The organism is Janthinobacterium sp. FW305-129 (assembly GCF_020858115.1).
Classification (GTDB): Bacteria; Pseudomonadota; Gammaproteobacteria; order Burkholderiales; family Burkholderiaceae_D; genus Janthinobacterium.
Genome location: NZ_JACYMM010000001.1, coordinates 448,529 through 472,661, shown reverse-complemented (window position 1 = coordinate 472,661; position 24,133 = coordinate 448,529). Strand labels below are relative to the sequence as shown.

Here is a 24,133-nt window from a genome sequence, read left to right as displayed (position 1 = left end):
CATGTGCGTATTGCTTGCTATTCGCCGGGTGATTGAAACGCTACAATTGCAGAATTGCATTTCTGGAAACCCCGCGTGAAAGTCGAAACCCCTTTGCTCGTTCCCGTGCTGGCCGCACTGCCGGTATCAGCCTGCATGGTCATTCTCGGCCTGCCCGCCGTCAGTGATTACTATATCGTTGCCTTCCGTACGCTGTTCCTGGTCGCCTGCCTGCTATGGCTTGTTCCGCTGACGCTGCTTCAGCGGGCCATGTGGCGTCGCGATTGGTCCTGGCTGCGCATGGGATCGATACTGCTGGCGACCACCTATGCCATGGCGATTACGAACGCCTTTCTGGGACAGAGCTTTGGGATCGCGATCGGACGGGAGACGGGCTACCAATGGGAATATCTGGCACGGGGCCTGGACAGCTGCTGGCTGGCGTTGGTCGCGTTCTGCGCGGTCCATGCGGTGGCGGCCTATTACCTGTCGCTGCAACAGGTCAGGCTGCATCTGGCCCAGGCGCAAAGCGCGGCCCGCGACGCCGAATTGCGCGCGCTGCGCTTGCAGGTCAATCCGCACTTCCTGTTCAACTCGCTTAACGCGATCTCGGCGCTGGTGTCGGCCCAGTCCAACCGTGAAGCCAACCGCATGCTCGCGTGCGTGGCCGACTTCCTGCGCGCCACCCTGGCGCATGATGGCCGCCACGAGCATGCGCTGGCCGATGAACTGGCCCTGCTCGACGCCTATCTGGCCATCGAAAAAGCGCGCCTCGGCGAGCGCCTGCGCCTGACGATGAAAACCGGCCCCGACCTGCTGGGCAGCGTCGTGCCTTACCTCATGCTGCAGCCGCTGGTCGAGAATGCGATCCGCCACGGCATCGCGCCGCTGGCCGTGCCCGGCCAGCTCGATATTCTGGTCGAGCGCGCCGGCACGCGCCTGCTCATCGGCGTGCAGAACGACGGCCAGCCGTCGGCGCTACAGGGTAGCGGCATCGGCCTGGCCAACGTCCGGGAACGCCTGCGCCACCTATATGGCGCGGAGCAAGCGGTGGATGCAGGTTGGCGTCCGGACGGCCGCTTCCACGTGCAGATTTCCATGCCGCTGCGCGGCATCGAGGTGGAGGCATGAACATCAGGGTGGTGATCGTCGACGACGAACCGCTGGCCAGGCTGGCGGTCAAGGTCAGGCTGGCGCGGCGCGGCGCCTTTGAGCTGGTAGGCGAATTCGGTGACGGCGACAGCGCTTACCAGGGGATGGTGACACTGAAGCCCGACCTAGCGTTTGTCGATGTCGAGATGCCGGGCAAGAGCGGACTCGACGTGCTGGCCGCACTGCCGCCGGCGCAGCGGCCGATGGCGATCCTGCTCACCGCCTACGAAGGCTTCGCCCTGCAAGCGTTCGAACTGGCCGTCCTCGATTACCTGCTCAAGCCGGTCGATGACGAGCGCTTTGACGAAGCCCTGGACCGCGCGCAGCAGGCGTTCCCCTACCGCTGTCAAAGTCGTGCCGCAGCACCGGCGGCAGCGGCAATGCGCAGCTTCAGCGTGCGTGTGGGATCGCGCACGGTGCTGGTGCCGGTGGCCGACGTCGAGCGCATCGAGGCCGACGGCGACTACGCCTCCCTGCATGCGAACGGCAAGACCTGGCTGGTGCGGGAACGCCTGCAGAAGCTGGCCATGCAGCTCGATCCGCGTCAGTTCCACCGCGTGCACCGCTCGTCCATCGTGCGGCTGGACATGATCGCCGAATTGCGTTCGCTGACCAACCGGGACGCCATGCTGCGCCTGCGCGACGGCACTGTGCTGCGCGCCAGCCGCTCCTACATGCCGGCGCTGACAGAGGCGCTGCAACACCTCAACGCAAAAACCGATTCGTAGTCCAACCTGGAGGAATGTATGTTAGGTAGCAAGAAGCTTGTTTCAGCGGTCGTGTTGGGCGCGCTGTGGTCGTTGCCCGCCTTGGCGGCGGAGGACACCGCGTTGAGCGCGTCCGATCGCGCCGCAATCGCGCAGACGCTGGCGGCGAAAATCAACGCGAATTACATCGATCCAGCGCGGGCCGAACAGGTCGGCGGTGCGATCATCAGGAAAAATGCCGAAGGAGGCTATGCGGCCGCCACCAGCGCGACGGCGTTCAGTGCGGCGCTGAAGAAGGACTTGCGGGAATTGAGCGGCGACATGCATTTCAGCGCCGGGCGTTACGAGGGCTTCAGTGAGTCCAGCGCTACCGAGGAGGAGCCGAGCCGCGCCAAGATAGACGAATGGCGTACCGCGGCCGCGCGGCGCGGCTATGACATCGAGAAGATCGAACGCCTTCCCGGCAACGTCGGCTACATCGAGTTGCGGCGCTTCGCCGGCGTGGAATTTGTCGGCGCGGCGTACACGGCGGCGATGTCGCTCCTGGCGGGCACGGATGCGCTGATCCTCGACCTGCGCCGCAACGGCGGCGGCGACCCGGCCAGCGTGGCATACCTGATGAGTCATTTCCTCTCGGCGGGCAAACTGCACCACCTGATCGATATTTATGATCGCCCGACCGACACCACGCGGCAGATCTGGACCGTGCCGACGTTCACGCAGCGTTACGACAAGCCCGTATATGTGCTGATCTCGGCTCGGACAGGTTCGGCCGCCGAGGACTGCGCCTATGACTTCCAGGTGCTGAAGCGTGGCACCCTGGTCGGCGAAACCACCGTCGGCGCTTCCAATCCCATTGGCTGGTACAGCCTGGGACACGATATCGCGGTCTCGATTCCGACGGCGCGCACGACCAATTTCGTCACTAAAACCAACTGGGAACATGTCGGCGTGAAACCGGACGTCGCCGTGCCCGCAGCGCAGGCGCTGCAGGCGGCGCATGTCGCCATCCTGCGCAATCTGGTGTCCTCCGCAAAGGAGGGCAACGAGCGCACGGAACTGCAACGCCTTCTCGTCATGGCGGAGAAGGGAGAAACCGAGAAGCCGGTCTATATCCTCAGGGGCGAGCGTTAATCGACCGGCCTTGCCATCCTCGAAGCCGCCACGAACGACGACATGCGAAGCATATGCCGAGTCGAACTTCCGCTTCGGGGCGGAAACTGCCAACAGCGGCAAGCAGCCAGAATTCGGCACGCCAGCAAACGCGGGCCGCAACCCATCCGGGAAAATGACCGCCCATGACTGATATCTGACGGCCTGTCGCAATGCTGCATGGTGGCCGGGCAAGGTGACGTATCGTCAACCTTTCCTTACTGATATCCGTCATTCACCATTGAAAGAGGCGCTCATGCGAGTTCATTCCCTGGCAGTAATCGTTACCCTGTTGTTCGCAAGTGGCGCCCGGGCGGACGCATTGGACGACATTATCAAAGCCGAAATGCAGATGCGGAAGATCCCCGGACTGTCGCTTGCCATCATCGACAACGGCAAGATTGTCAGGGTGCAAGGGTACGGTGTCACGGAAAAGGGCGGCAAGACGCCGGTCGGTCCGCACACACTGTTCCAGGCCGGTTCGGTCAGCAAGCCGGTAGCCGCGCTGGGGGCGCTGCACCTGGTAGAGCAGGGCAAGCTTGCCCTTGACGAGGACGTCAATACCCGGCTGCTCACGTGGAAGCTGCCGGACAGCGCCCTGACGGCCGAACAGAAGGTGACCTTGCGCAGGCTGCTCAGCCACAACGCGGGGCTGACCGTGCACGGCTTCCCCGGTTACGCCAGCAATGCGCCGCTGCCCACCGTGGTCCAGGTGCTGAACGGCGAGCAACCGGCGAATACCGCGCCCATCCGCGTTGACATCGTTCCAGGCAGCAAGGTGCGTTACTCCGGTGGCGGCTATACCGTCATGCAACAGATGGTGGCCGACGTGAGCGGCCAGGCGTTTCCCGATTACATGCGCGACGCGGTCCTCAAGCCCCTGGGCATGCTGGAGAGCTCCTATCTGCAGCCGCCGCCAGCCGAACGCGCGCGCCTGAATGCCAGCGGCCACCTTGCCGACCGCAGCCTGGTGGCGGGACGCTGGCACCTGTATCCGGAAATGGCGGCGGCCGGTTTATGGACCAACGCGTCGGACCTGGCGCGCTTCGCCATCGGCGTGCAGCAATCCCTGGCCGGCACGTCCAACCCGGTCATCTCGGCAGCCTTGACGCAACAGATGCTGACCCCGCAAATAGAGAACGCGGGCCTGGGCGTCTTCCTGCACGGCAGCGGCAGCGCGCAACGCTTCTCGCACGGCGGGCGCGACGAAGGCTTCGATACCTTGCTGACGGCATTTTCCCGCACGGGCCAGGGCGCCGTGATCATGATTAACGCGAATGACAATTCCCGCATGATGGACCGCCTGACCGCCGCCATCGGCCGCGCCTATCGCTGGCCGGATGCCGACTACGACGTGTTGCGCAAGCAGCCCGCCATCCACATCGATGCCAGGGCGCTCGGCCGCTACACGGGCCGCTACGAGTTGGCGAACAACACGATGGGCACCTTCGATATGCGGGGTGGCCAGCTGCGCAGCATTTACGATGGCTTGCCCGACGAAACTTTCGTGCCTGTCGGCGCGCACCGTTTCCATTCGACGTCGCGCAATTGCGAACTGGCTTTCGTCGTCGATGCACAAGGAGAGGTGACGGACGTCGTCGTGACAACCAAGGGCAAAGCCAATAAGGCGCCGCGCATCGGCCCGCTGATGCACACTTTGAAAGCGCGCACCGACCCCCAGCCTGCGCGTACCCGGAGTGTGCAGGCCTTGCTGGCCGACATAGCGCGTGGCGGCAGCGCCCTGGCCAATTCGGATTTTGCGACACCTGGCATCAAGAGCAACTTTGGCACGCAAGCCATTGGCGAACTCGTCAATGTTAAGTCACTCACTTTTTTGCACGAGCAAGCTGTCGCTGGTCGCGCGATCGAACGTCATGGCAGCAAGGTGGACAGTGTCCTTGCCTACCATGTCAGCGGCATCAAGCCAGGGCGCAAATTGCTGGTTTACCTGACCGCGGACGGTTTGCTTGCCGACTTCGATCTGGTGGACGACTGAATGCCCGGCGTGCCCAGCCTTCCTTCTTTTGCCAGCCTGGATCCGCACTCACTGACAGGCCTGCACTTGTCATATCGTTAGTCCTGCAGGACTTCTTGTGATGAAAATACGCGTTTACATGGCAATAATAAATCAAATCAGAATCTCCATACTGAAAGAAAAACGATGCTGCCACTGAAAATATCCGCGCTATATTTTTTTGTTGACGATCTCCGCATGCGTGCATGCCCAGGTTGGATAGCATTCACATGCGGAAAAGGCAGATGATTATTCCGCCAAAATCGACAGCGTGGCAAGATCAACAAGTCCAAGAAGTTTCAATGGCGTCATCCTCCTCACGAAATATGGCCAGACCAGATACTCAAAAGCCTTTGGCTATTCGGATTTTGAAAATAGAACACGGTTAAATCCGGGCGATAATTTTCGGATCATGGATAGACTTGCAAAGGCCCGTGAGTAGATACCTGCCCGATTTGCCACAGGTCTGGGCCTGGGATTTACATCCATTGAAATGTATTTTCCTGAGAAAAAGGTCGATGTCATTGTTTTGGAAAATCAGTTTGGCGAAGATAGTGGCGTTAATTACCATTTCGAAATAAAAGTATCGGCTTCATATTGCATGTTTTTCCTTGTTTTGCCTTGTAAGTTGGGCGCGATTAAAAATACAATATAAGAAAATTACCAAGGGGAAATATGGGTATCAAATATCGCGTCGATGAAGACCTCGCATTCCTGCCGTATTGCAAGGAAGAGGATTTGCGTGTTTTGGCGGGCTATCTCACGCACGACAAAGATGGATCGGCTCGCATCGCCAGCGAACTTCTTGAGGACGACAACTTCAAGAAGTTTGCTGGAAAGAAGGACCAGCACCGGCAATGCTGGAAGTTGATTGCCGGCGAGCTTCAGCATTTCGGCGGCGACACGATCGTCAACCTGTTTCGCGGCGATGGCGTGCTTTACAAGGAGATTTTATCGGACGTGTGCGATAACCAGAAAGTCAAGACGGAAAAAAACAGTTCCGCCTATCTGATGGAAAACAAGCTGCTGGAGAAATTCATCGGCGATGCCTGGGAAAAGCTCGGTGCGGAACAACGTGCTTCGCTGCTGAAGGAATTTGATATCGGCAATAACTTACGCGATGCGGAAGGATTGGCCTTGCTGAAAGCGGCCTTGTCGAGCGGCATCGGTTCCTTGCAGATATCGGCACTGATCGCCACATCCGCTGCAAGCATGTTCGCGGGACGGGCACTTGGCGTCATTGCGACAGGTGGACTGGGCAGAAGCCTGGCCATGTTTGCCGGACCGGTCGGATTGGCCGTGTCGGCAGCGCTCACCGTGCCCGCAATCAGCGGCGCCGCATATCGCGTAACGATCCCTGCCGTCATTCAGATCGCTTATATGCGGCGGGAATGCGAAGCACGTGAATTTTTCTAAGGAAATGTAAATGTTGCAAGAAACGATATGGATCATCGACCAGGCCAAATTGAAGCCGGTGTTGATACAAGCGATGGCGGAAGGCAAGGCAGCCATACATGACGGCGTCGCATACTGGGCCGAGGGTAGCGGCGGGTCTGGCATCATCCAGCATCTTCCATTCAAGGAAAGTGCGGCCAAGAGCGTGGAAGAAGCGCTGAAAATGGCGCAGGCGACGACGGCGATTGCCGCGGCCGTTTCGACCGGCATTATTCTTGCCGCGATCGTGGTGCAGACAAAATATCTGGCAAAGAAACTGGATAAAATCCAGGCCACTGTCGATGTCATTGCACAAGATGTGCGCTCGCAGCACATTGTATTTTACATGGATAAGATCAGTGAATATGTAGGACTGGTGGAGGCAGCGCGAACCTTGTTGCAGGATCGTAGCCTGGCATCGGAAATACGCGAGCTTGCCATTCCGCTGTTGACCAGCATGGCGGCGAAACGCAATGAAGTGTTGTCCTTTATCGATAATATTCTTGCCTTGACGAAGTCGTCCAAAGACGTGTCCGCAACGCATTTTGAGCTGATCACCAATTTCGCCCAATTAATGCTCGACATGATGCCTGCGGGAATTCATATCGAATACTTGCTTTGCGCGCGTATCGGCAAACTGCGGCTTGCAGAGCATATCCTGCTCGACGGTGCAGGGCGATTCAACGATGGTCTGCAGATTTTCCGTCATTTCATGAATGAGTTACACCGCGAAGTGATACGCGGCGTCGCCGGAGCGCGCAGCGAGGTCTATCGTTCGATCGAGGCCAATGCGAAACAGCTTTTCCAATCCGAGCACGGAAAAATGCTGCTGTCGCTGCCGGCGGGCCGGGTGGCAATGTAACGCGGGTTGTCTGCCTACGCCACCGCGCTCACCACATACCGGTACTTGCCCGACGCCTCCGCCGCGATTTCTTCGACTTCCTCGATGGCGATGTCGACCTGCGCGCCCAGCCTGGCCTGGAAGCCCCTGACGATGGCGCTGCGCGTGGCGTCGTCCAGGCGCGGCTGGCAGACCAGCAGCACGCGCGTGCGCAGCAGGGTTTCCTGGATGATTTTAAAGCTGCGCACCTGCGGCAGTTCGCGCACGATGTAGACGAGGGCCAGGCCGTGCATGACGGTGCCGTCGACGGCCGTGAGGAAATCCGTGCTGCGCCCCTCGATTTTCTGCAGCAGGGGCAGGCCGCGGCCGCAGGCGCAGGGCTGCGTGCCCAGCGCGCCCACGTCGCCCGTGGCGTAGCGGATGAAGGGGTAGTCCTGCGTGGCCAGGTGGGTGACGACGATGTCGCCCGTGACTCCCGGCGGCAGCGGCTGGCCCTGGCCATCGACAATTTCCACGATGATGTCTTCGGCCGTGATGTGCATGCCGCCGTCCGGGCATTCGTGGGCGATGAAGCCCGCGTCGCGTCCGCCGTAGCCGTTGGCGACGGGGCAGCCGAAGGCGGCGGCGATCTGCGCGCGCTGCTCGTCGTACAGGCGTTCGGCCGTGACGAAGGCCACTTTCACGCCCAGGCCGTCGAGCGGCTGGTCGCGCGCCGCGGCGTGGCTGGCGATGCGGCACAGTGCGGACGGATAGCCGAACAGCATGCGCGGGCGCCAGCGGCGCAACTGCCGCACGTAGCCGTCCAGGCGGTCGGGCGACATCGCAAACGCGGGCAGCAGGGTGGTGCGCAGCAGCGCGTCGCGCAGGCGGCGCACGCGGTCTTGCGCATGCAGCTCGATGGGCGAACCCCACAACACGGCTTCGCGGTCGCCGATGTCGACGCCCCACCAGCGCGTGGCGCGCCACTTGGCGGCGATGTCGTGGCTGACCCTGCGCCGTCCCAGGAAAAACTGCAGCGGCTGGCCGCTGGAGCCGCCCGTGGCGAACGGGCGCAAGCCCACGGCGCGGGCGGATTTGAAGCTGTCGCGCTCGCCCGCAATGTCAGCCTTGCGCAGCAGCGGCAGGCGCGCCAGGTCGGAAAGCTGGCGCAGCTGCTCCGGATCGAAGCCGCAGCGGGCGAACAGGGCGCGGTAGTAGGGTACGTGCCGGCCCGCGTGGCGTAGCAGGTGGCGCAGGCGCGCCAGTTGCCACTCCCGCAGCTGCTCCGCGTTCCACCACTGCGAGCGTTCCAGGCGGCGCAGCAGGCGCGCGCTATGGTGGCCCTTGAGCCATTCGTGCAGGGGAAACAGCCAGCGGGCGACGAGCCGCGTGTAGGCGCCGGGGCGCGGCGCGGCGAGGATGCGGCGGTAATGCGCGGCCAGCCTGGGCGCGATGCCGGGCCAGCCAAAGGCGGCCCCATGTGCCAGGCCCGCGTCCGCCAGTGCCCGCGCGCGGCGCGGGTCGCGCAGCAGCGCCACGATGGCCTGCGCCATGGCGGCCGGATCGCCGGGCGGCACCAGCAGCGCCGTCACGCCGTCCTGCAGCAGGGCGGGAATGCCGCCCACGTTGGTGCTGACGACGGGCACGCCGCAGGCCAGCGCCTCGAGCACGGAATTGGGCATGTTGTCGGCCAGGCTGGGGTTGAGCACGATGTCGCTGGCCTGGTACAGCGCCGGCATGGCGGCGTTGTCGACGGGGCCGGCGAAGCGCACGGCAGCGTCCACACCCAGGGATCTGGCCAGGCGCGCCAGCGCCGCGCGCTGCGGCCCGCCGCCGGCCAGCACCAGGCGCGCCGTGGGATAGCTGCGTCGCACGATGGCCAGGGCGCGCACCGCGCTGGCATTGTCGTACAGGCTTTCCAGGTGGCGCGCCACGAGGATGCACGGGCCATCGGCCGATGCTGGCGCGGCACGTGCGGCGTGGGTAAAACGCTGCAAGTCCACCACGTTGGGCACGATGTGGGCCGTATGGCCGTACTGCTCGAAGATGCCGGCCAGGTAGGCCGAGGGCACGACGATGGCGCTGGCGCGGCGCAGGCTGAATGCCAGCAGGCGCGGCGAGCGGGCGAAAAAGGCGGCCGCTTCGCCGCCCCGGTAGTTGAGCAGGGCCGGCTTGCCTTTCAGGCTGGCGATCCACAGCGCGGGCGCGGCCTGCAGATGCCAGGACCAGCCGGAATTGGCCATGATGTGGAACAGGTCGACCGTATTGGCGGCGCGCCACAGGCGCCACAGGTGCACGGGCAGGCGCAACGCGGCGCGCAGGTAGCGGATGCGCTCCAGCCAGGGCGGCAGCGCGGGACCGTTGACGGCCAGCAGCTGCACTTGCGCGCCGTCGTCGCGCAACAGCTTCGCCAGCTGCGCCGTCTGATTCGCCATGCCGCCGGCCGGCGGCGGCAGCGGGCCGACCAGCGCGATGCGCAAGCCCGTGAAGATCATGGCATCGCTCCCGCCGCCACGCGCGCCGCGGTTACGCGCGCATACACGGGCGCATAGCGGCCCACGCTGGCGCCCCAGCTGCGCTCCGTCTCGACGAAGGCGCGCGCCTGGCGCCGCAGCAGCGGCCAGCTGTCGGGCGCCAGCAGCAGGTTCAATACGGCCTGCGCCAGCGCCCCGGCGTCGCCGGCGCGAAACAGCATGCCCGTCTTGCCATGTTCGACCAGTTCGCGGTGGCCGCCCACGTCGGAGGCCACCACCAGGCGCCCCTGCGCCATCGCCTCCAACGGTTTCAAGGGCGTTACCAGTTCCGTCAGGCGCATCGGCAGGCGCGGATACACGCAGATGTCGACCAGCTGATAATACGCGGCCACCTGCGCGTGCGGCACTCTGCCCGCGAAGACCACGGCGCCCTCGATGCCCAGCTGCGCCGCCAGCGCGCGCAGCGCCGCTTCCTGCGGGCCGCCGCCGGCCAGCAGCAGGCGCAATGCCGGCTGCGCCACCAGCAGGCGCGGCATGGCGCGCAGCAGCAGGGCCAGTCCCTCGTAGGCATAGAAGGAACCGATGAAGCCGATGACCAGGTGGCCATGCAAGCCCAGTTTGTGCGCCAGCCAGAGGTCGTCGGGCGCGGTGGTGCTGAAAGCCCCGGCATCGACGGCGTTCGGGATCACCGTGATCTTATGCGCGGGCACGCCGCGCGCGCACAGTTCGCGCCGCAAGCCCTCGCAGATGGTGGTGACGGCGTCGGCGCGGCGCAGCGCATAGGTTTCCAGCGCCCGCGTGAGGCGGTAGCGCAAGCCGCCGGCCCGGCTGCTGCCATGGTCGGCGGCCGCGTCTTCCCAGAAGGCGCGCACCTCATACACGACGGGGATGCCCAGCGCGCGTCCCGCATTGATGGCGGCGATGGCGTTCAGGGCGGGCGAGTGCGCATGCAGGATGTCGGGCTCGAGCCGTTGCGCCAGCTGGCGCAGGCGCACGGCCAGGCCGAGGATGACGGCCACCTGGCGCAGCACGGGCAGGCGCGCCCACCAGCGGGCATCGGGCGCCGTGCGGTAGAAATGCCAGCCGTCGACCAGCTGCTGCGCGCCGTCGGCCGGCCCCTGCTTGGCACTCGTGAGCTGCATGGTGTGCCAGCCCAGCGCGCGCTGCTGCCGCAGGATGGCCAGGGTGCGGAAGGTGTAGCCGCTGTGCAGCGGCAGCGAGTGGTCGAGGATGTGCAGGATGCGCATGGATTCACTCCATGGCCATGGCCGGCGCGGCTACCGCCGCCTTGCGGCCATCGACGGGCAGCACCTGGCGCAAAAAGGCTTCGAACATCAGCAGCGCCCACAGGGGCGCGCTGTAGTCGCGGCGCCCGCTCGCATGCTGCTCGAGCAGCAGGCGCACGTAATCCATGTCGAACAGGCCGCACTGCGCCAGGGTGGGCCCCAGCAGCCGCTGCTGCAGGCGCTGGCGCAGCGGGCCGCGCAGCCAGTCGGCCAGCGGCACGGAAAAGCCCATCTTCTGGCGGTACAGCAGGGTGTCGGGCAGCAGCGGGCGCAGGGCTTTTTTCAGCAGGTATTTGCCTTCGCCGCGCCGCAGCTTGAATTGCGGCGGCAGGCCCGACATCCACGCCACCAGTTCATGGTCGAGCAGGGGCGAGCGCACTTCCAGCGCATGCGCCATGCTGGCCCGGTCGACTTTCGTGAGGATGTCGCCAGGCAGGTAGGTTTTCAGGTCCAGATACTGCACCTGCGACAGCGGATCCTGCGCGGGACTGGCCAGCGCGTGGCGGCGCAGCACCTCGACGGCGCGGTAGCCGTGCAGGCTGCGGCGCAGCTCGGGGCTGAACAGGCGCGCGCGCATGGCGTCGCCCAGCAGGCTGACGCCGTGAAAATACGCGTCCGTCGTATCGCGCGCCAGGCCTTCGAAGGTGGTCTTGGCGCGCAGGAAGCGCGGCGCCCAGTCGGCCTTCGGATACAGCCGCCCCAGGGTGCCGAACAGCGACTGGCGCAGGCCGGCCGGCAGCAGCGGGTCCATCGCCTTGCGCACCTTTTCCTCGCGCGTGTGCAGGCGGTAGCGCCGGTAGCCGGCCAGGCTTTCATCGCCGCCGTCGCCCGACAGGGCCACCGTGACCCGCTGGCGCGCCAGCTGGCAAACGCGGTAGGTGGGCATGGCGGAACTGTCGGCGAACGGTTCGTCGTACAAATTGGCCAGCAGGTCGATCAGCTCGAAGTCGTCTTGCTCGACCTGGCGCGCGTGGTGCGCCGTGCCGTAGCGGCGCGCCACCAGGTCGGCGTAGCGCGCCTCGTTGTACGCCGGGTCGCCGAACGAGATGGAGCAGGTGTTGACGGGCGTGCTGCTGGCCCCGGCCATCAGCGCCACGACGGCGCTCGAATCGACGCCGCCCGACAGGAATGCCCCCAGCGGCACTTCGGCCACCATGCGGATGCGCACCGCTTCGCGCAGGCGCGCCAGCAGTTCGTCGGCCGCCTGCGCCTCGCTGGCGGGCGGGTTCGGCGTGAACGGAATATCCCAGTACGCTTGCGGCGCGGGCAGCGGCTGGCCGGCGCGGATCGACAGGGTATGCCCGGGCGGCAGCTTGCGCGCGTGCTGGAAGATGCTGCGCGGCTCGGGCACGTAGCCGTAGGCGAAATACTCTTCCACGGCCAGCGGGTCGAGCGCGCGCGGCATGGCCGGATGCGCGAGCAGGGCTTTGAGTTCGGAGCCGAACAGCAGGGTGCCGTCCTGCGCCTCGCCGTAATACAGGGGTTTGACGCCAAGGCGGTCGCGCGCCAGGAACAGCAGGTGGCGCCGGCGGTCCCACAGGGCGAAGGCGAACATGCCGCGCAGGCGCCGCACGCATTGTTCTCCCCACTGTTCCCAGGCGTGGACGATGACTTCCGTGTCGCTGCTGGTGCGGAAGGTGTGGCCGAACTGGCGCAGTTCCGCCATCAGGCTGCGATAGTTGTAGATTTCGCCATTGAAGACGATGGCGATGCTGCGGTCGGCGTTGAACAGCGGCTGCTGGCCGCTGGCCAGGTCGATCACGGACAAGCGCCGGTGCGCCAGGCCCAGTCCCGGTTCGCGGTGCAAGCCCCCTTCGTCCGGCCCGCGGTGGCGCAGGCTGTGGTTCATGCGCGCCAGCAGCAGCACGTCGATGTCGCGCTGGCCCTGCAAATCAAAGATGCCGCTGATGCCGCACATGGGAGGCCTTTCAGGGATAGGTGGACAGGGGAGAGGGCTGGCGCGCGCCCGTCAGGCGGTCGTACACGGCCAGATAGGCGCCGGCCATGGCGGGCAGGCTGTGCTCGGCCAGCACCTGGCGCCGCCCGCGCGCGCCGTGGCGCGGACCGAGTTCCGGCATGCTGTAGTAGTCGAGCATGGCGTCGGCCAGCATCTCGGGCGAACCGGGCGGCACCAGCGTGCCGCTCCAGCCCGACTGCACCAGTTCCGCGTTGCCGCCCACCTGCGTGGCGACGATGGGCAGGCCCGTCGCCATCGCTTCGAGGATGGTGTTCGAGCTGCCTTCGGCCAGCGAGGGCAGCACGAACAGGTCCATGGCGCGCAGCAGCTGCGCCACGTCGTCGCGCGCGCCGGGCAGCCAGGCAAGGTGGGCCGCGCCCGCCTGTTGCAGCAGATCCAGGCAGGCCTGGCGGCACGGCCCGTCGCCGACGATGATCAGGCGCAGGCGCGCGCGGGCGCCCGGCTGCGCCAGCAACAGTAAAAAGGCTTGCACCAGCGAGGCATGGTCCTTGACGGCGGCCATGCGGCCCACGCTGCCGATGACGAAGGCGCCGTTGCACAGGAAGCCGGGCGGCCCGACGGCGGCCGGCGGCCCCAGGCGCGGGTGGAATTGCACGCTGTCGACGCCATTGCCGATGTGCGACACCTGCGCGGGCGCAGCGCCGATGACGTCCACCAGCCATTGCCCCAGGTCGGCGCTGACGGCGATGAAGTGCTGCACCAGAGGCAGCATGCATTTGCGCAGCAGCCGGTATTTGCGGCGGGTGCCGTGCAAGTCGCTCATGTCGCGCCCGTGTTCGCCATGCACGCGCAGGCGCACGCCGGCCAGCCAGGCCAGCAATTGCGCTTCGAGGCAGCCCAGGTTGCGCGTGTGTACGAGTGCCGGATGCAGCTGTTTCAGCACGCGGTACAGGCGCAGGTAGTGGCGCCAGTCCTTGCCTTCGCGCTTGTCCAGGCTGATCACCTCGACGCCTGGGGTGGTCAGGCGCTGGCGAAACGCGGTGGCGTTCTTCAGGCAGACGATGGCGTGCCGGTAGCGTTCGGGCGGCAGATGGTTGATCAGGTTCACCAGGCCGTTTTCCAGGCCGCCCACGTCGAGCTGGTGGATCACGTGCACGATCAGGGGGGCGGCGCCGGGCCCTTCGGCCGCTTGCCGGGGGCGGACGGTAGCGAGGTCAAGGGCCATGCGGCAGCTCCTGCAGGCGTTGTTCGATGACGGGCAGCGCCGCTTGCAGGAAGGCTTGCAGGTGCGCGCGCGGCGGCGGCGCCAGCTCGTCGTAGGCGGCAAAGACGAGGATGTCGGCGCCATCCTGGCGCCTGCCCAGCAGCTTGGCTTGCGCCAGCAGCAGCTTCACCAGCACGGGCCGGGCCGTGACGATGCCGCCCTGGCGGTAGACGCGCCACACGAGCAGGCGTTCGCCGCCGTGTCCCAGCACGCTTTCGCGCACGCCCAGGACGCCGCTGGCCACGGTGACGGGCCGCATGCGCTGCGCCAGCGCCATCCAGCGGGGGCCGTAGGGCAGGGCCTGGTGCGTCAGCAGTTCGGCATCGCGCGCCTGGCGCGCATACCAGTGCAGCTGCAAGCCGACCGGCGCGCCGTCGCCATCCCGGCGCGCATACGTGGCGGCAAAGCGCGCCGGCGCGCCCGCATACGGCGCTTGCCAGACGGGCGGCGCGGCATGCAGCCGGCGCCAGGCGGGCGGATCGGGCAAGGCCAGCACGGCGGGGGAGCCGGGCGCCGCCGTGCCATCGTGGCGCTGGCTGGCCAGGGCCAGCGCCGGCCACAGCGCCGCCAGCAGCAGGCAGGCGATGCTGGCGCGGATGACGGCGCGCGTGCTGGCCGCAGCGGCGCTGGCGCCAGGCCGGGCGGGCAGTGTCAACGGCCGCGCAGCGCGCGCCAGCGGCAATTCGCGCCAGCGCGCCGCCAGCCAGAACAGCAGCAGCGCCACCAGGCCGAAGAACAGCCAGCCATAGATCAGGTGGTCGACGCCCACGGCCAGGCGCATATTGCTCAGGTGGCCCAGCATCACGATCAGGTAGGCGCGCACGCCATTGGCGAGGATGGGCACGAGCAGGGCGGCGGCCATGACGGCCAGGCGCCGCCGCGTGCTGTGGAAATTGACGTGGGCGAACAGGGCGCCCAGGGCCAGCGCGGCAATCAGGTAGCGCAAGCCGCTGCACGCTTCCACCACCGACCAGTTGCCGGTGGGCAGAGAAAAATTGCTGCCGTCGCGGAACACGGGCACGCCCGTCCATTGCAGCGCCGTCACCGTGAAGGCAGCCGTGAAGTCGATCAGGGGATCGAGGAAGACTTCGCCGAACGGCACGGCGAGGAACAGATACGCGAGGGGAAAGGCCAGCAGGCGCACGGCCGGCCAGCCGAGGATGGCCAGCACGCAGGCGGGCAGCATGGCCGTGGCCGCATATTGTTCCACCACGGGCACGTTGGCGGCGTCGGCCAGCAGCCAGGCCAGCCCCAGCGCGCCCAGCAGCAGCAAGCCGCCCCGCGACGGCTGGGGCGCCAGCGCGGCCAGGGGCGCCCGCTGGCGCCAGGCCAGCCAGCAGCTGATGGGCACGATCAGGAATCCGTGCGCGAAGGTTTGCGAGCGCGACCATAGTTCCAGCATCGACCAGAAGGTGGCGTGGTACAGCAGCACGACGGCGGCCAGGGCCAGCAGCAGGATCGCCAGCGCTTGCTGCTGGTTGTGTGCATGCGGCAGGACGGCCGCGTCCGGCAATCGGGCCAGCTGGTCGAGTTGCAAGCTCATGCGGATGGCTCCCGCACGGGCAGCAAGGGCGCGGCGGCGCCGCTGGCAGGCGCATCGGTACCGGCCTCGGCCGATACACCCAGCATGGCGCCCAGGCCCCGCAGGTTGCGTTCCCAGTCGTAATCCTGTAACACCAGCTGGCGCGCCGCCGCGCCGATGGCCGCGCCGCTGCCTTCGGTCCCGCCGCCCTGGGCATTGCGCAGCACGCGCGCGGCATGGTGGATGAATTCGGCGTCGTCGCGCGCCAGCAGCAATTCCAGGCCCGGCTGGGCGGCGATGCCTTCCAGCGCCTGCGGCGTGGCCAGCACGATCTTGCCCATCGCCATCGCTTCGAGCACCTTGTTCTGCACGCCGCGGGCGATGCGCAGCGGCGCCACGGCCAGCGCCGCGCCGGCCAGGTAGGGGCGGATGTCGGGCACCTTGCCCGTCACCACCACGCCGGCCACCCTGGCCAGCGCCGTCACGGCGGGCACGGGCGCGCTGCCGACGATGTAGAACTGCAGCTGGGGAAACTGGCGCCGCAGCGCGGGCCAGACATGGCGCACGAACCATTGCACGGCGTCGATGTTCGGCCAGTAATCCATGGCGCCCGTAAACACCAGCGCCTGCACGCCGGGCGCATAGATTGCGGGCTGGGCCGCCATGGGCGCGAAATACGCCGTGTCGACGCCATTGTTGAAATACCCGGTCTTGCGCCGCGCCATCGGCGCGCACTGGCGGAACAGGGCCGCTTCGGCGGGCGAGACGAAGCTGGCGGCCGTGAACTGCTGGGCGATATGGCGCTCGTACTGCAGCAGCAGCTGCGCTTCGCGCCGGTACAGCAGCGACATGGGCCAGGGCTTGCTGTCGCCGTACTGGCGCCATTTGTCGGAATCGACGTCGACGAAATCGATCACGCGGTGCAGGGCGCGGCCCGCGCTGCCGTCGATGTATTGCGCCATCGGCCCGGAAAAGGCCAGCGCGTGGCGCACCTTGCCGCCCGATAGCACGCCATCGACCCATTGCAGCAGCCGCGCATCGCGGTAGTACTGCACGCTCATGGCTTGCCGCGACAGCAGCGCCTGCAGGGCGCGCCAGCGGGCCGTGCCGCGCCGCAATTCAATGAAGCGCGTGCTGGCGCACAGGGCGGCCACGCTTTTTGTATGCTGCCAGTCGTCGTCATCGTCGATGAAACACCCCAGGTGGACGCGGAAATGCCGGCTCAGGTACTGCAGCATGTGCCACGAGCGTATCTTGTCGCCCTTGTTGGGCGGATACGGCAAGCGGTGTGAAAGGAAGAGCAGTTCGCGCATGGCGTGTCCCGGTGCTTAGCCCAGTTGCCGCACGATGTGCGGCCCCAGCAGGTTGGCCAGCGGCAGCGGCAGGCGGCGCCAGGCGCGGATGAACAGCGCGTACCTGGGATTGAGTGGATTGACCTCCGGCAAGGCCCTGGCGCGCACCAGCTGGCAGGCATACGGCAGCGGCTGCGGCGTAAAACCCCAGTTCTTCTTGAAGTCGTATGCCCCGGTGCCCAGCTTGCTGCGGCCGAAATCGAACAGGCGGTAGCCGCGCGCGCTGGCGCGGCGCATCGCTTCCCAGTACATGAAGTCGTTGGCGCCCGTGCTGCGCGCCAGCACGCTGCCGCCGCCGTAATACGGCAGCACTTCATCGCGGAAATAGAACAGCAGCACGCTGGCCTGCGCCTGCTGGCCGTGATACACGGTGAGGATCTCGCAGGCGTCGCCGAAAACCGCGCGCAGCAGGGCAAAATGGCGGCGCGCGAAGACGGGCGTGCCCAGCCGGTGCACGCTGGCCGCGTAGATCGGGTAGAAATGGCGCAGGTCATAGTCGATGGCGCTGTGCAGGCCGCCGGCCATGGCCTTGCGCACGACGGCGCGCTGCTTGCGGGGTATGGCCAGCAGATTCTGCTCGGCATCGGGACTTAACGGCCGGCGGAAGGTCGCGTACAGGGGTTTCTGCAGCCAGGAAGTCGCCATGTTTTCCGGCGCTTCGCGCCAGCGGTATTCCAGGTGGCCCACGCCGAGGCGCCGCGCCAGCGCCAGCGCGGCACTGTCGAGCGCCTGGCGCACGGGAGCACTGCCGCCGGCGGTGCCGCCGTACACGCAGAACGGCAGCGAAACGAGGGAAGCGCCGAACAGGCGGCTGCGCAGATGGGCCAGCGGCAGCACGCCGGCGATGCGCCCGTCCTGTTCCGCGTACAGGAAATAGCTGTCATGGTGAAAACCCTGTTCCATGATGGTGTGCCAGCCGGCCCGGTGAAAGAAGGTGGCCTCGGGGCAGGCGTCGACAAAGGCATCCCAGCGCGCGTGCTCGTGCGGCTGCAGCGCGCGCACGGCGATGGTGTCGCTGGACTGCGCCGTGTCGGGAAGAAGACTGGCCTCGTGCATCATGTGCTTTCCAGAAAAATGCGGTCCATGCGGTCCCAGACGAAGTCGCGCGTCAGGCGCGCCAGCCGCGCTTCCATGCGCCCCAGGTTCAGGTAGTGGCGAAAGCGCGTCTTCGCGCTCAGGCCCGGCGGGCGCGGCTGGCCGGGATCGAGTTCCCAGGGATGAAAATAGAATATGCCAGCTTGCCCGTCGCGCGAATTGATGCGTCGCAAAAGCCAGCGCGACAGTGCATACGGCAGCAATCGGAAATAGCCGCCGCCGCCGGCCGGCAGGTTGCGCCCGCGCAGGCGCACGGTGCTGACGGGCAATTCCAGCACGCCCTGCGGTCCGCGCGGGCGCCAGGCGAAGCGGGGCGCATCGGGCATGCCGTAATGGTCGTGGCGGATCGGATAGATGCTGGAACTGTAGCGGTAGCCCGCTTCCTGCAGCACGTCGAAGGCCCACAGATTGGCCGCGCCGATGGAAAAGCTGGGCGCCCGGTAGCCGCGCACGGCCAGCCCCGTCAACTGTTCCAGGATGGTCTTGCTGCGGCGCACGTCGTCGGCGAACTGCGCGGCCGACTGCTCGCTGGCGCGCAGGTGCGCATAGCCGTGGCTGGCCACTTCGTGTCCGGCGGCGGCCACGCGGCGCAGCATGGCCGGATAGCGCTCGGCGATCCAGCCCAGGGTGAAAAAGGTGGCGTGGATGCGGCGGCTTTCCAGCAGCAGCAGGATGCGCTCGATGTTCGCCTCGACCCGGCATTCCAGGCGCGGCCAGTCGGCGCGCGCGATGTGCGGCGCGAAGGCGGAGACCTGGAAATAGTCTTCCACGTCGATGGTCAGCGCGTTGCGCAATATCAAAGAGCAAGGCGGCGGCATCATGGCGGCCCCCGGCGCGCCGCCAGCCAGGGCGCGATGACGGCGGCGATGCGCGTGGCCGCGTGGCCATCCCACAGCGGCGGAATGCGGCCCCGCTTGCCGCCCGTGTCCAGGATGGCGCGCGCCAGCGCCAGGATGGCGGCGGGATCCGTGCCGGCCAGGGTGTTCGTGCCGTCGGTGACGGTGACGGGGCGCTCCGTATTGGCGCGCAGGGTCAGGCAGGGCACGCCCAGGGCCGTGCTTTCTTCCTGGATGCCGCCCGAATCCGTCAGCACCAGGCGCGCGCCCTGCATCAGGCCCAGCATTTCCAGATAGCCCAGCGGCGGCAGGCGGACGATGGCGTGCCGCGCCAGCAGCGGTTCCAGGCCCGCCAGGCGCAGGCCGGCCGCCGTGCGCGGGTGGATGGGAAACAGCAGCGGCAGCTGGCATGACAGTTGCCCCAGCGCCTGCAGCAGCGCTTCCAGTTGCGCCGGATCATCCACGTTCGACGGCCGGTGCAAGGTCAAGAGTCCGTAGGCGGGCGGACAGGCGTGGCCATGCGCGCGCACGGTGATGTCGGGCCGGACTGCGCGTGGCAGCTGCTGCCGCAGGCTGTCGATCATGACGTTGCCCGTGAAGTGGATGCGTTCGGGGGCGATGCCTTCGCGCAGCAGGTTGGCGCGCGCGCCTTCCTCGCTGGTCAGCAGCAGATCGGACAATTGATCCGTCAGCACGCGGTTGATTTCCTCGGGCATGCGCCGGTCGCCGCTGCGCAGGCCCGCCTCGACGTGGATCACGGGCGTGCCGCGCTTGGCCGCCACCAGCGCGCAGGCGAGGGTGGAATTGACGTCGCCCACTACCAGCACGGCATCGGGCGCCAGCGGCGGATGGGCGTCGAGCACGGCGTCGAAGCGGCGCATGATCTCGGCCGTCTGCTGCGCGTGGTTGCCGGAGCCGACGTCGAGGGCAAGGTCGGGCGGACGCATGTCCAGGTCGGCAAACAATTGTCCGTTCATGGCCGTGTCGTAATGCTGGCCCGTATGCAGCAGGGTCACGCGCACGGCGGGCGCCTGGCGGGCCAGGGCGGCCAGGATGGGCGCCATCTTCATCAGGTTGGGACGCGCGGCCACCACGCACAGCAGGTGCGCCGGCGCGGCGGACGCAAGATCGGGGTCGGACATTGCGGGCTCCTTAGAATTGCATGTTGAGCGTGGCGCTGACGCCGTTTTCGCGGTAATCGCCGCCGTGGTTGCTGGCGTGCCGCGTATGCCGCACGTCGATGCTGACCGTCATGTCCGGCTGCAGGATGCGGCTGTAGCCGGCCGTGACGGTGATGTTGTTGTCGCGCCGGGGCACGCTCAGCGAGCGCACGCTGGCGTAGCCGGCATTGACGTTCACGCTGGTGCGCGCACTGGCTTGCCAGCTCCAGCCCACGTTGCTGCCGATCTGGCGCGTGCGGTCTTCGCTGCCGAACTCCATGTCGGGCAGCAAGCCGCTGTCGATGCCGCTGGCCGTTTGCGCCGTGCGGTCGACGGCCGTGATGCCGGCGACCATCGTGCTTTTCGCCGTGGCGCGCGCCATCGTCAGTTTCAGCTGCTTTTCCAGGAAATAGCGGTGGCTGAAGTAATTGATGGCGCCCCGTTCCGGCCCCAGGCTGTTGGCGTAGCGCAGGAAGGCATTGATGCGCAAGCGCCGGTCGCGCGCATTCGGAAAGAGGCCGCGCCACAATTGATCGAGCAGCTGGGCCGCGTCGCGGTCGCCCAGGCGCGCAAACTGCGTGGGCAGGGTGGTGATGTTTTCGCTGTAGCTCAGTTGCCAGTTGGTATGGCGCTGCAGGAAATTGGCGTCCAGGCTGTAGGTGGTGCCAAAGAAGCGCTTGCCCGTGCTGAAGGCCACGCTGGTGCGCGGCGACGGGGTCCACACGCCGCCCAGCGACCAGAAGCGGCCCGCCGGCGCCTTGCCGCTGGTCGACGCATAGCCTTCCTTTTCCATGCCGCCGCTGGCCGTGGCCGCCCACTTCCTGCTGAACGCATAGCGCAGGCCCACGCTGCTGCGCTGCATGCGCACGGAAGCGAGCTTGCTGTCCTGCGTGCGGCGCACGTCGTGGCTGGCATTCCAGGACCAGCCGCCGGCGCGCGGCTCGCCGCTGAGCAGCAATTCCATTTCATCGCTGTGCACGGACAGCAGGCCGCCGCCGCTGGCGACCGTGTTGCGCGTGTAGCGCAGCTCGGCCGTGGCCAGGCCGCGGAAACGGTGGCGCAGGTAGGGGCTGATGCTGGTGGTGCGCACGGTGCTGGTATTGTCCGTGTCGGGCAGCTCGGCTATCAGTTGCGGGCCGAACGGCGAGATATTGCGCCGGCTCACGCTGGCATGGGTATCGATGAAGAACCAGTCCTTGACCAGCTCGGCGTCGGCCGCGGCATGCAGCTGGTGGTCGTCCGTATTGCCGCGCTGCCCGGAGATGAATTTGTGCCAGCTGTAATCGAGGTCGACGCGCAGGCGCGGCCCCGTGCCGATGAGGGCGATGGCGGGCGCGATTTCCGTGATGAAGTCCGATTGCGCCTGGCCGGGCGGCGCGCGCGTGGCATTGTCCGTATAGCTTTCGCGCAGGCGCAGCGAGGGCTTGACCAGCCAGTCGACCGCGCCGGCCGGCAGGGGCAGCAGCAGGGACAGCAAGGGCAGCAGCGGCAGCGGAATCCGGCGGCTAATCGTAATGGCCATAGCCGTAGTAGTCATTGCCGGGGAACGATTTGGTCTTGTTGTAGATCAGATGAATGTGTTCGCATCCTTCGATCTGGCGCAGCGCTTCCTTGACGGCGTGCTGGGTCGTCGTTTCCGCCTCGACCACCATCACCACTTGCCCCATCTGGCCCACCAGCGCGTGCGCCTCGCTGGTGATCAAGAGGGGCGGCGAGTCGAAGACGACCACGCGGTCGGCGTAGCGGCTGGCGATCTCGGCCAGCAGACGGCTCATGGCGCGGCTGGCCAGCAATTCCGTCGCGTGCTTGTTGCTGCGCCCGGCGGGCAGGATGCTCAGGTTGGCCACGTTGGTTTTCAGGATCACGTCGGCCATGGCCAGCTGCGGGTCGAGCAGCACGTCCATCAGCCCCGGCTCCGGCGGCAGGCCCAGCACTTTCAGCACGGACGGGCGCGCCACGTCGGCATCGACCAGCAGTACCGTGATATCCATTTCCATGGCGATGCTCATGGCCAGGTTGACGGCGCAATACGTCTTGCCTTCGCCAGGCATGGCGCTGGTGACGACGATCAGGTTGCCGTTGCGGATGGCCTCGGCGCCGCTGGCGCGCGCCTGGCGCAGCAGCGGGCGCTTGATGATGCGGAAATCCTCGGCCACGGCGCTGCGCCCGCCATCGTGCGTGAGCATGCCTTGCTCGGCCAGCCGGTCCAGGTTCAGGGGCCGGTACTGCGGCGACCTGGCCGCCTCCGCGCCATCCACGCCATACGGCACGCTGGCCTCGGCCACGCCGAGTATCGTCGGTTCCTGCTTGCCGCTGTCCTTGCTGCTCATCGTCGCTCCCCTGGTTGCTCTAGAATTTCAGCAGCGCGGCCGTCATGACCCCGCCGTACAGCAGGAACAGGCTGCCCAGGCAGGCGCTGAACACATAGCGGGCGCGGCGCCGGCGCACCTGCTGCAGCGGCGTCCAGTTCATCGATACCGTGCCCAGCACGTTCAAGCCCGTGGCGTCGCGCAATTCGGAAGGGCTGAGGAAGGTGGGGCGCACCTGGCTGATCAGCAGGGCCGTGGCCACGCCGGCCACCAGGGCCGCGCCCAGCGCCGCGGAAAACAGCAGCGGGCGGTTCGGGCCGACGGGCGCATATTGCACCGTGGGCGGATCGATGATCTTGAAGGCCATCATCTCGGTGGTGGAGCTGAGTTCGCCCGACAGCTTGGCCGCTTCGCGCCGGCCGATCAGCTTTTCATAGTTTTCCTTGTTGATGATGTAGTCGCGGTTGAGCTGCGCCAGCTGCGATTCCACCTCGGGCACGGCATTGCTTTGCGCCAGCAGGCGCTCGTTGCGCGCGCTGTATTCCTGCACGCGGGCGCGGATGGCGGCCACCTTGGCGTCGGCGTCCGTCAGCGCCACCTTCAGCTGCTGCAGCATGGGGCTGTAGTTCTTGCCCGGGTCGCCGGACGCCGTTTTCAGCTTGCTTTCCTCGATCTTGCGTTCTTCCAGCTGGGCGATGAGGCGCTTCGAGGCGATGATGTCGGGATGCAATTCCGTAAATTGCATGCGCAGGCTGTCGAGGTTCTTGTTGAGCGTGGCGATGCGCTCGTCGAGTTCGGGATTCGTGATCGATGCCGCGTTCGGCTCCAGGTCGAGCACGGGTTCGTCGCCCTCGATCTGGCTCTGGATGGCCTTGCGCGCCTGTTCCGCCTCGACCAGTTCCAGCTTGGCATTGTTCAGGCTATCGGACGACATCAGCAGCTGGCTGCCATAGTCGATGCCCTGGCGCGGCAGCAGCAGGTTGTTGCGGATCTTGAATTCCTTCACCAGGTTTTCCGCCGCGCTCAGCTTGTCCTCGTAATTCTTGATCTGTTCGTCGATGAATTGCACCGCCTTCTGCGAATCGCCCTTCTTGCCCTGGAAACTGCCTTCGACGAAGATGGTCAGCAGGCTTTGCACCACGTCGCGCACCAGCTTCGGGTCGCGCCCGCTGTAGCTGATGGTGTAGATGTCATACGCATTGGTGCCCGTGATCTTGATGCGGCTCATCAAGTCGTCGAGCTGGGCTTCGTGCTCGCGCGCCGTCTTCGAATCGAGGTCGAGGTCGACCATGCGCATGACCCGCTCCACGTTCGGACGGCTGAGCAGGGTGCGGCTCATGATGGCCACCTGCTGTTCCGTGTTCGGCACGCTGGTCATGCCGGCCAGCAGGGGCTTGAGGATGGTTTGCGTATCGACAAACACGCGCGCCGACGTCTGGAAGTCGTCGGGCAGGGTGATCACCTTGATGAAGCCGGCGATGGCCACCAGCCACGCCACCAGAACCGCATGCCAGCGGTATTTCCAGATGCCTTTCAGACCGGAAAGCAGTTGCTGTATCAATTGCTCCATGTCGCTTCCTTCGGGTAACGTGCTGCACGGCAGATGGGCGGGCGACGGCGTCTTGCAAGAAATGCTTGCCTGTTGAGTAAGCAAAGTAT

18 protein-coding genes are annotated in these 24,133 nt (G+C 66.3%); 6 read left to right on the top strand and 12 right to left on the bottom strand.

Annotation, left to right across the window (positions count from 1 at the left end; translation table 11 throughout):
* Positions 1-75 precede the first annotated feature (75 nt).
* The 6 genes from IGS61_RS02030 (at position 76) to IGS61_RS02005 (ending at position 7,300) form a co-directional block, all read left to right on the top strand.
* Positions 76-1,110 (top strand): sensor histidine kinase, encoded by a 1,035-nt coding sequence (locus IGS61_RS02030; RefSeq protein WP_230538060.1) that lies wholly within the window; start codon positions 76-78, stop codon positions 1,108-1,110.
* A complete protein-coding gene (locus IGS61_RS02025; protein ID WP_230538059.1) occupies positions 1,107-1,859 on the top strand; it encodes a LytR/AlgR family response regulator transcription factor in 753 nt (250 codons plus the stop codon). The genes IGS61_RS02030 and IGS61_RS02025 overlap by 4 nt, the downstream gene beginning before the upstream one ends.
* An 18-nt stretch (positions 1,860-1,877) precedes the next feature.
* Complete coding sequence (locus tag IGS61_RS02020) at positions 1,878-2,972, top strand: S41 family peptidase (protein ID WP_230538058.1); 1,095 nt, start codon at positions 1,878-1,880, stop codon at positions 2,970-2,972.
* Between the two features lie 274 nt (positions 2,973-3,246).
* Complete coding sequence (locus IGS61_RS02015; RefSeq protein WP_268993675.1) at positions 3,247-4,986, top strand: serine hydrolase domain-containing protein; 1,740 nt, start codon at positions 3,247-3,249, stop codon at positions 4,984-4,986.
* 693 nt (positions 4,987-5,679) lie between these two features.
* A complete protein-coding gene (locus IGS61_RS02010; RefSeq protein WP_230538056.1) occupies positions 5,680-6,420 on the top strand; it encodes a DUF3944 domain-containing protein in 741 nt (246 codons plus the stop codon).
* 10 nt (positions 6,421-6,430) lie between these two features.
* Positions 6,431-7,300: a hypothetical protein gene (locus tag IGS61_RS02005; RefSeq protein ID WP_230538055.1), complete on the top strand. Its 870-nt coding sequence runs from the start codon at positions 6,431-6,433 to the stop codon at positions 7,298-7,300.
* A 14-nt stretch (positions 7,301-7,314) separates the two neighbouring features.
* On the opposite strand, the gene IGS61_RS02000 is transcribed toward IGS61_RS02005, so the two are convergent.
* The 12 genes from IGS61_RS02000 to IGS61_RS01945 are packed head-to-tail and all read right to left on the bottom strand — an operon-like array spanning position 7,315 to position 24,044.
* Positions 7,315-9,753 (bottom strand): glycosyltransferase, encoded by a 2,439-nt coding sequence (locus tag IGS61_RS02000; protein ID WP_230538054.1) that lies wholly within the window; start codon positions 9,751-9,753, stop codon positions 7,315-7,317.
* Positions 9,750-10,979, bottom strand: a complete 1,230-nt coding sequence (locus IGS61_RS01995) for a TIGR04063 family PEP-CTERM/XrtA system glycosyltransferase (protein ID WP_230538053.1) — start codon at positions 10,977-10,979, stop codon at positions 9,750-9,752. Before IGS61_RS01995 ends, IGS61_RS02000 begins: the two co-directional genes overlap by 4 nt.
* A gap of 4 nt (positions 10,980-10,983) precedes the next feature.
* Positions 10,984-12,936, bottom strand: coding sequence for an XrtA/PEP-CTERM system amidotransferase (locus IGS61_RS01990; protein WP_230538052.1), 1,953 nt, complete (start codon positions 12,934-12,936; stop codon positions 10,984-10,986).
* A 10-nt stretch (positions 12,937-12,946) separates the two neighbouring features.
* Entirely contained in the window at positions 12,947-14,161 is a 1,215-nt protein-coding gene (locus tag IGS61_RS01985; RefSeq protein ID WP_230538051.1) for a TIGR03088 family PEP-CTERM/XrtA system glycosyltransferase, read from the bottom strand.
* The gene (xrtA, locus tag IGS61_RS01980) at positions 14,151-15,743 is read right to left on the bottom strand and encodes an exosortase A (protein WP_230538050.1); all 1,593 of its coding nucleotides are present in this window, start codon (positions 15,741-15,743) and stop codon (positions 14,151-14,153) included. Before xrtA ends, IGS61_RS01985 begins: the two co-directional genes overlap by 11 nt.
* On the bottom strand, positions 15,740-17,035 hold the full coding sequence (locus IGS61_RS01975; protein ID WP_230538049.1) for a TIGR03087 family PEP-CTERM/XrtA system glycosyltransferase: 1,296 nt from the start codon (positions 17,033-17,035) through the stop codon (positions 15,740-15,742). Before IGS61_RS01975 ends, xrtA begins: the two co-directional genes overlap by 4 nt.
* 15 nt (positions 17,036-17,050) lie before the next feature.
* A complete protein-coding gene (locus IGS61_RS01970) occupies positions 17,051-18,130 on the bottom strand; it encodes a FemAB family XrtA/PEP-CTERM system-associated protein (RefSeq protein WP_230538351.1) in 1,080 nt (359 codons plus the stop codon).
* Positions 18,130-18,987, bottom strand: a complete 858-nt coding sequence (locus IGS61_RS01965) for an XrtA system polysaccharide deacetylase (RefSeq protein WP_230538350.1) — start codon at positions 18,985-18,987, stop codon at positions 18,130-18,132. Before IGS61_RS01965 ends, IGS61_RS01970 begins: the two co-directional genes overlap by 1 nt.
* Positions 18,987-20,147, bottom strand: coding sequence for a non-hydrolyzing UDP-N-acetylglucosamine 2-epimerase (gene wecB / locus IGS61_RS01960; RefSeq protein WP_230538048.1), 1,161 nt, complete (start codon positions 20,145-20,147; stop codon positions 18,987-18,989). The genes IGS61_RS01965 and wecB overlap by 1 nt, the downstream gene beginning before the upstream one ends.
* Positions 20,148-20,157: 10 nt before the next feature.
* A complete protein-coding gene (locus IGS61_RS01955) occupies positions 20,158-21,687 on the bottom strand; it encodes a TIGR03016 family PEP-CTERM system-associated outer membrane protein (RefSeq protein WP_230538047.1) in 1,530 nt (509 codons plus the stop codon).
* A complete protein-coding gene (locus tag IGS61_RS01950) occupies positions 21,671-22,495 on the bottom strand; it encodes an XrtA-associated tyrosine autokinase (protein WP_230538046.1) in 825 nt (274 codons plus the stop codon). Before IGS61_RS01950 ends, IGS61_RS01955 begins: the two co-directional genes overlap by 17 nt.
* A gap of 19 nt (positions 22,496-22,514) precedes the next feature.
* On the bottom strand, positions 22,515-24,044 hold the full coding sequence (locus IGS61_RS01945; RefSeq protein ID WP_230538045.1) for an XrtA system polysaccharide chain length determinant: 1,530 nt from the start codon (positions 24,042-24,044) through the stop codon (positions 22,515-22,517).
* Between the last annotated feature and the right edge of the window lie 89 nt (positions 24,045-24,133).

Excerpts from the sequence above, each read along its gene's own strand:
- IGS61_RS02025 (WP_230538059.1), top strand. The coding sequence starts at position 1,107 with ATGAACATCAGGGTGGTGATCGTCGACGACGAACCGCTGGCCAGGCTG.
- IGS61_RS02020 (WP_230538058.1), top strand. The coding sequence starts at position 1,878 with ATGTTAGGTAGCAAGAAGCTTGTTTCAGCGGTCGTGTTGGGCGCGCTG.
- IGS61_RS02015 (WP_268993675.1), top strand. The coding sequence starts at position 3,247 with ATGCGAGTTCATTCCCTGGCAGTAATCGTTACCCTGTTGTTCGCAAGT.
- IGS61_RS02010 (WP_230538056.1), top strand. The coding sequence starts at position 5,680 with ATGGGTATCAAATATCGCGTCGATGAAGACCTCGCATTCCTGCCGTAT.
- IGS61_RS02005 (WP_230538055.1), top strand. The coding sequence starts at position 6,431 with ATGTTGCAAGAAACGATATGGATCATCGACCAGGCCAAATTGAAGCCG.
- IGS61_RS02000 (WP_230538054.1), bottom strand. The coding sequence starts at position 9,753 with ATGATCTTCACGGGCTTGCGCATCGCGCTGGTCGGCCCGCTGCCGCCG.
- IGS61_RS01995 (WP_230538053.1), bottom strand. The coding sequence starts at position 10,979 with ATGCGCATCCTGCACATCCTCGACCACTCGCTGCCGCTGCACAGCGGC.
- IGS61_RS01990 (WP_230538052.1), bottom strand. The coding sequence starts at position 12,936 with ATGTGCGGCATCAGCGGCATCTTTGATTTGCAGGGCCAGCGCGACATC.
- IGS61_RS01985 (WP_230538051.1), bottom strand. The coding sequence starts at position 14,161 with ATGGCCCTTGACCTCGCTACCGTCCGCCCCCGGCAAGCGGCCGAAGGG.
- xrtA (WP_230538050.1), bottom strand. The coding sequence starts at position 15,743 with ATGAGCTTGCAACTCGACCAGCTGGCCCGATTGCCGGACGCGGCCGTC.
- IGS61_RS01975 (WP_230538049.1), bottom strand. The coding sequence starts at position 17,035 with ATGCGCGAACTGCTCTTCCTTTCACACCGCTTGCCGTATCCGCCCAAC.
- IGS61_RS01970 (WP_230538351.1), bottom strand. The coding sequence starts at position 18,130 with ATGCACGAGGCCAGTCTTCTTCCCGACACGGCGCAGTCCAGCGACACC.
- IGS61_RS01965 (WP_230538350.1), bottom strand. The coding sequence starts at position 18,987 with ATGCCGCCGCCTTGCTCTTTGATATTGCGCAACGCGCTGACCATCGAC.
- wecB (WP_230538048.1), bottom strand. The coding sequence starts at position 20,147 with ATGTCCGACCCCGATCTTGCGTCCGCCGCGCCGGCGCACCTGCTGTGC.
- IGS61_RS01955 (WP_230538047.1), bottom strand. The coding sequence starts at position 21,687 with ATGGCCATTACGATTAGCCGCCGGATTCCGCTGCCGCTGCTGCCCTTG.
- IGS61_RS01950 (WP_230538046.1), bottom strand. The coding sequence starts at position 22,495 with ATGAGCAGCAAGGACAGCGGCAAGCAGGAACCGACGATACTCGGCGTG.
- IGS61_RS01945 (WP_230538045.1), bottom strand. The coding sequence starts at position 24,044 with ATGGAGCAATTGATACAGCAACTGCTTTCCGGTCTGAAAGGCATCTGG.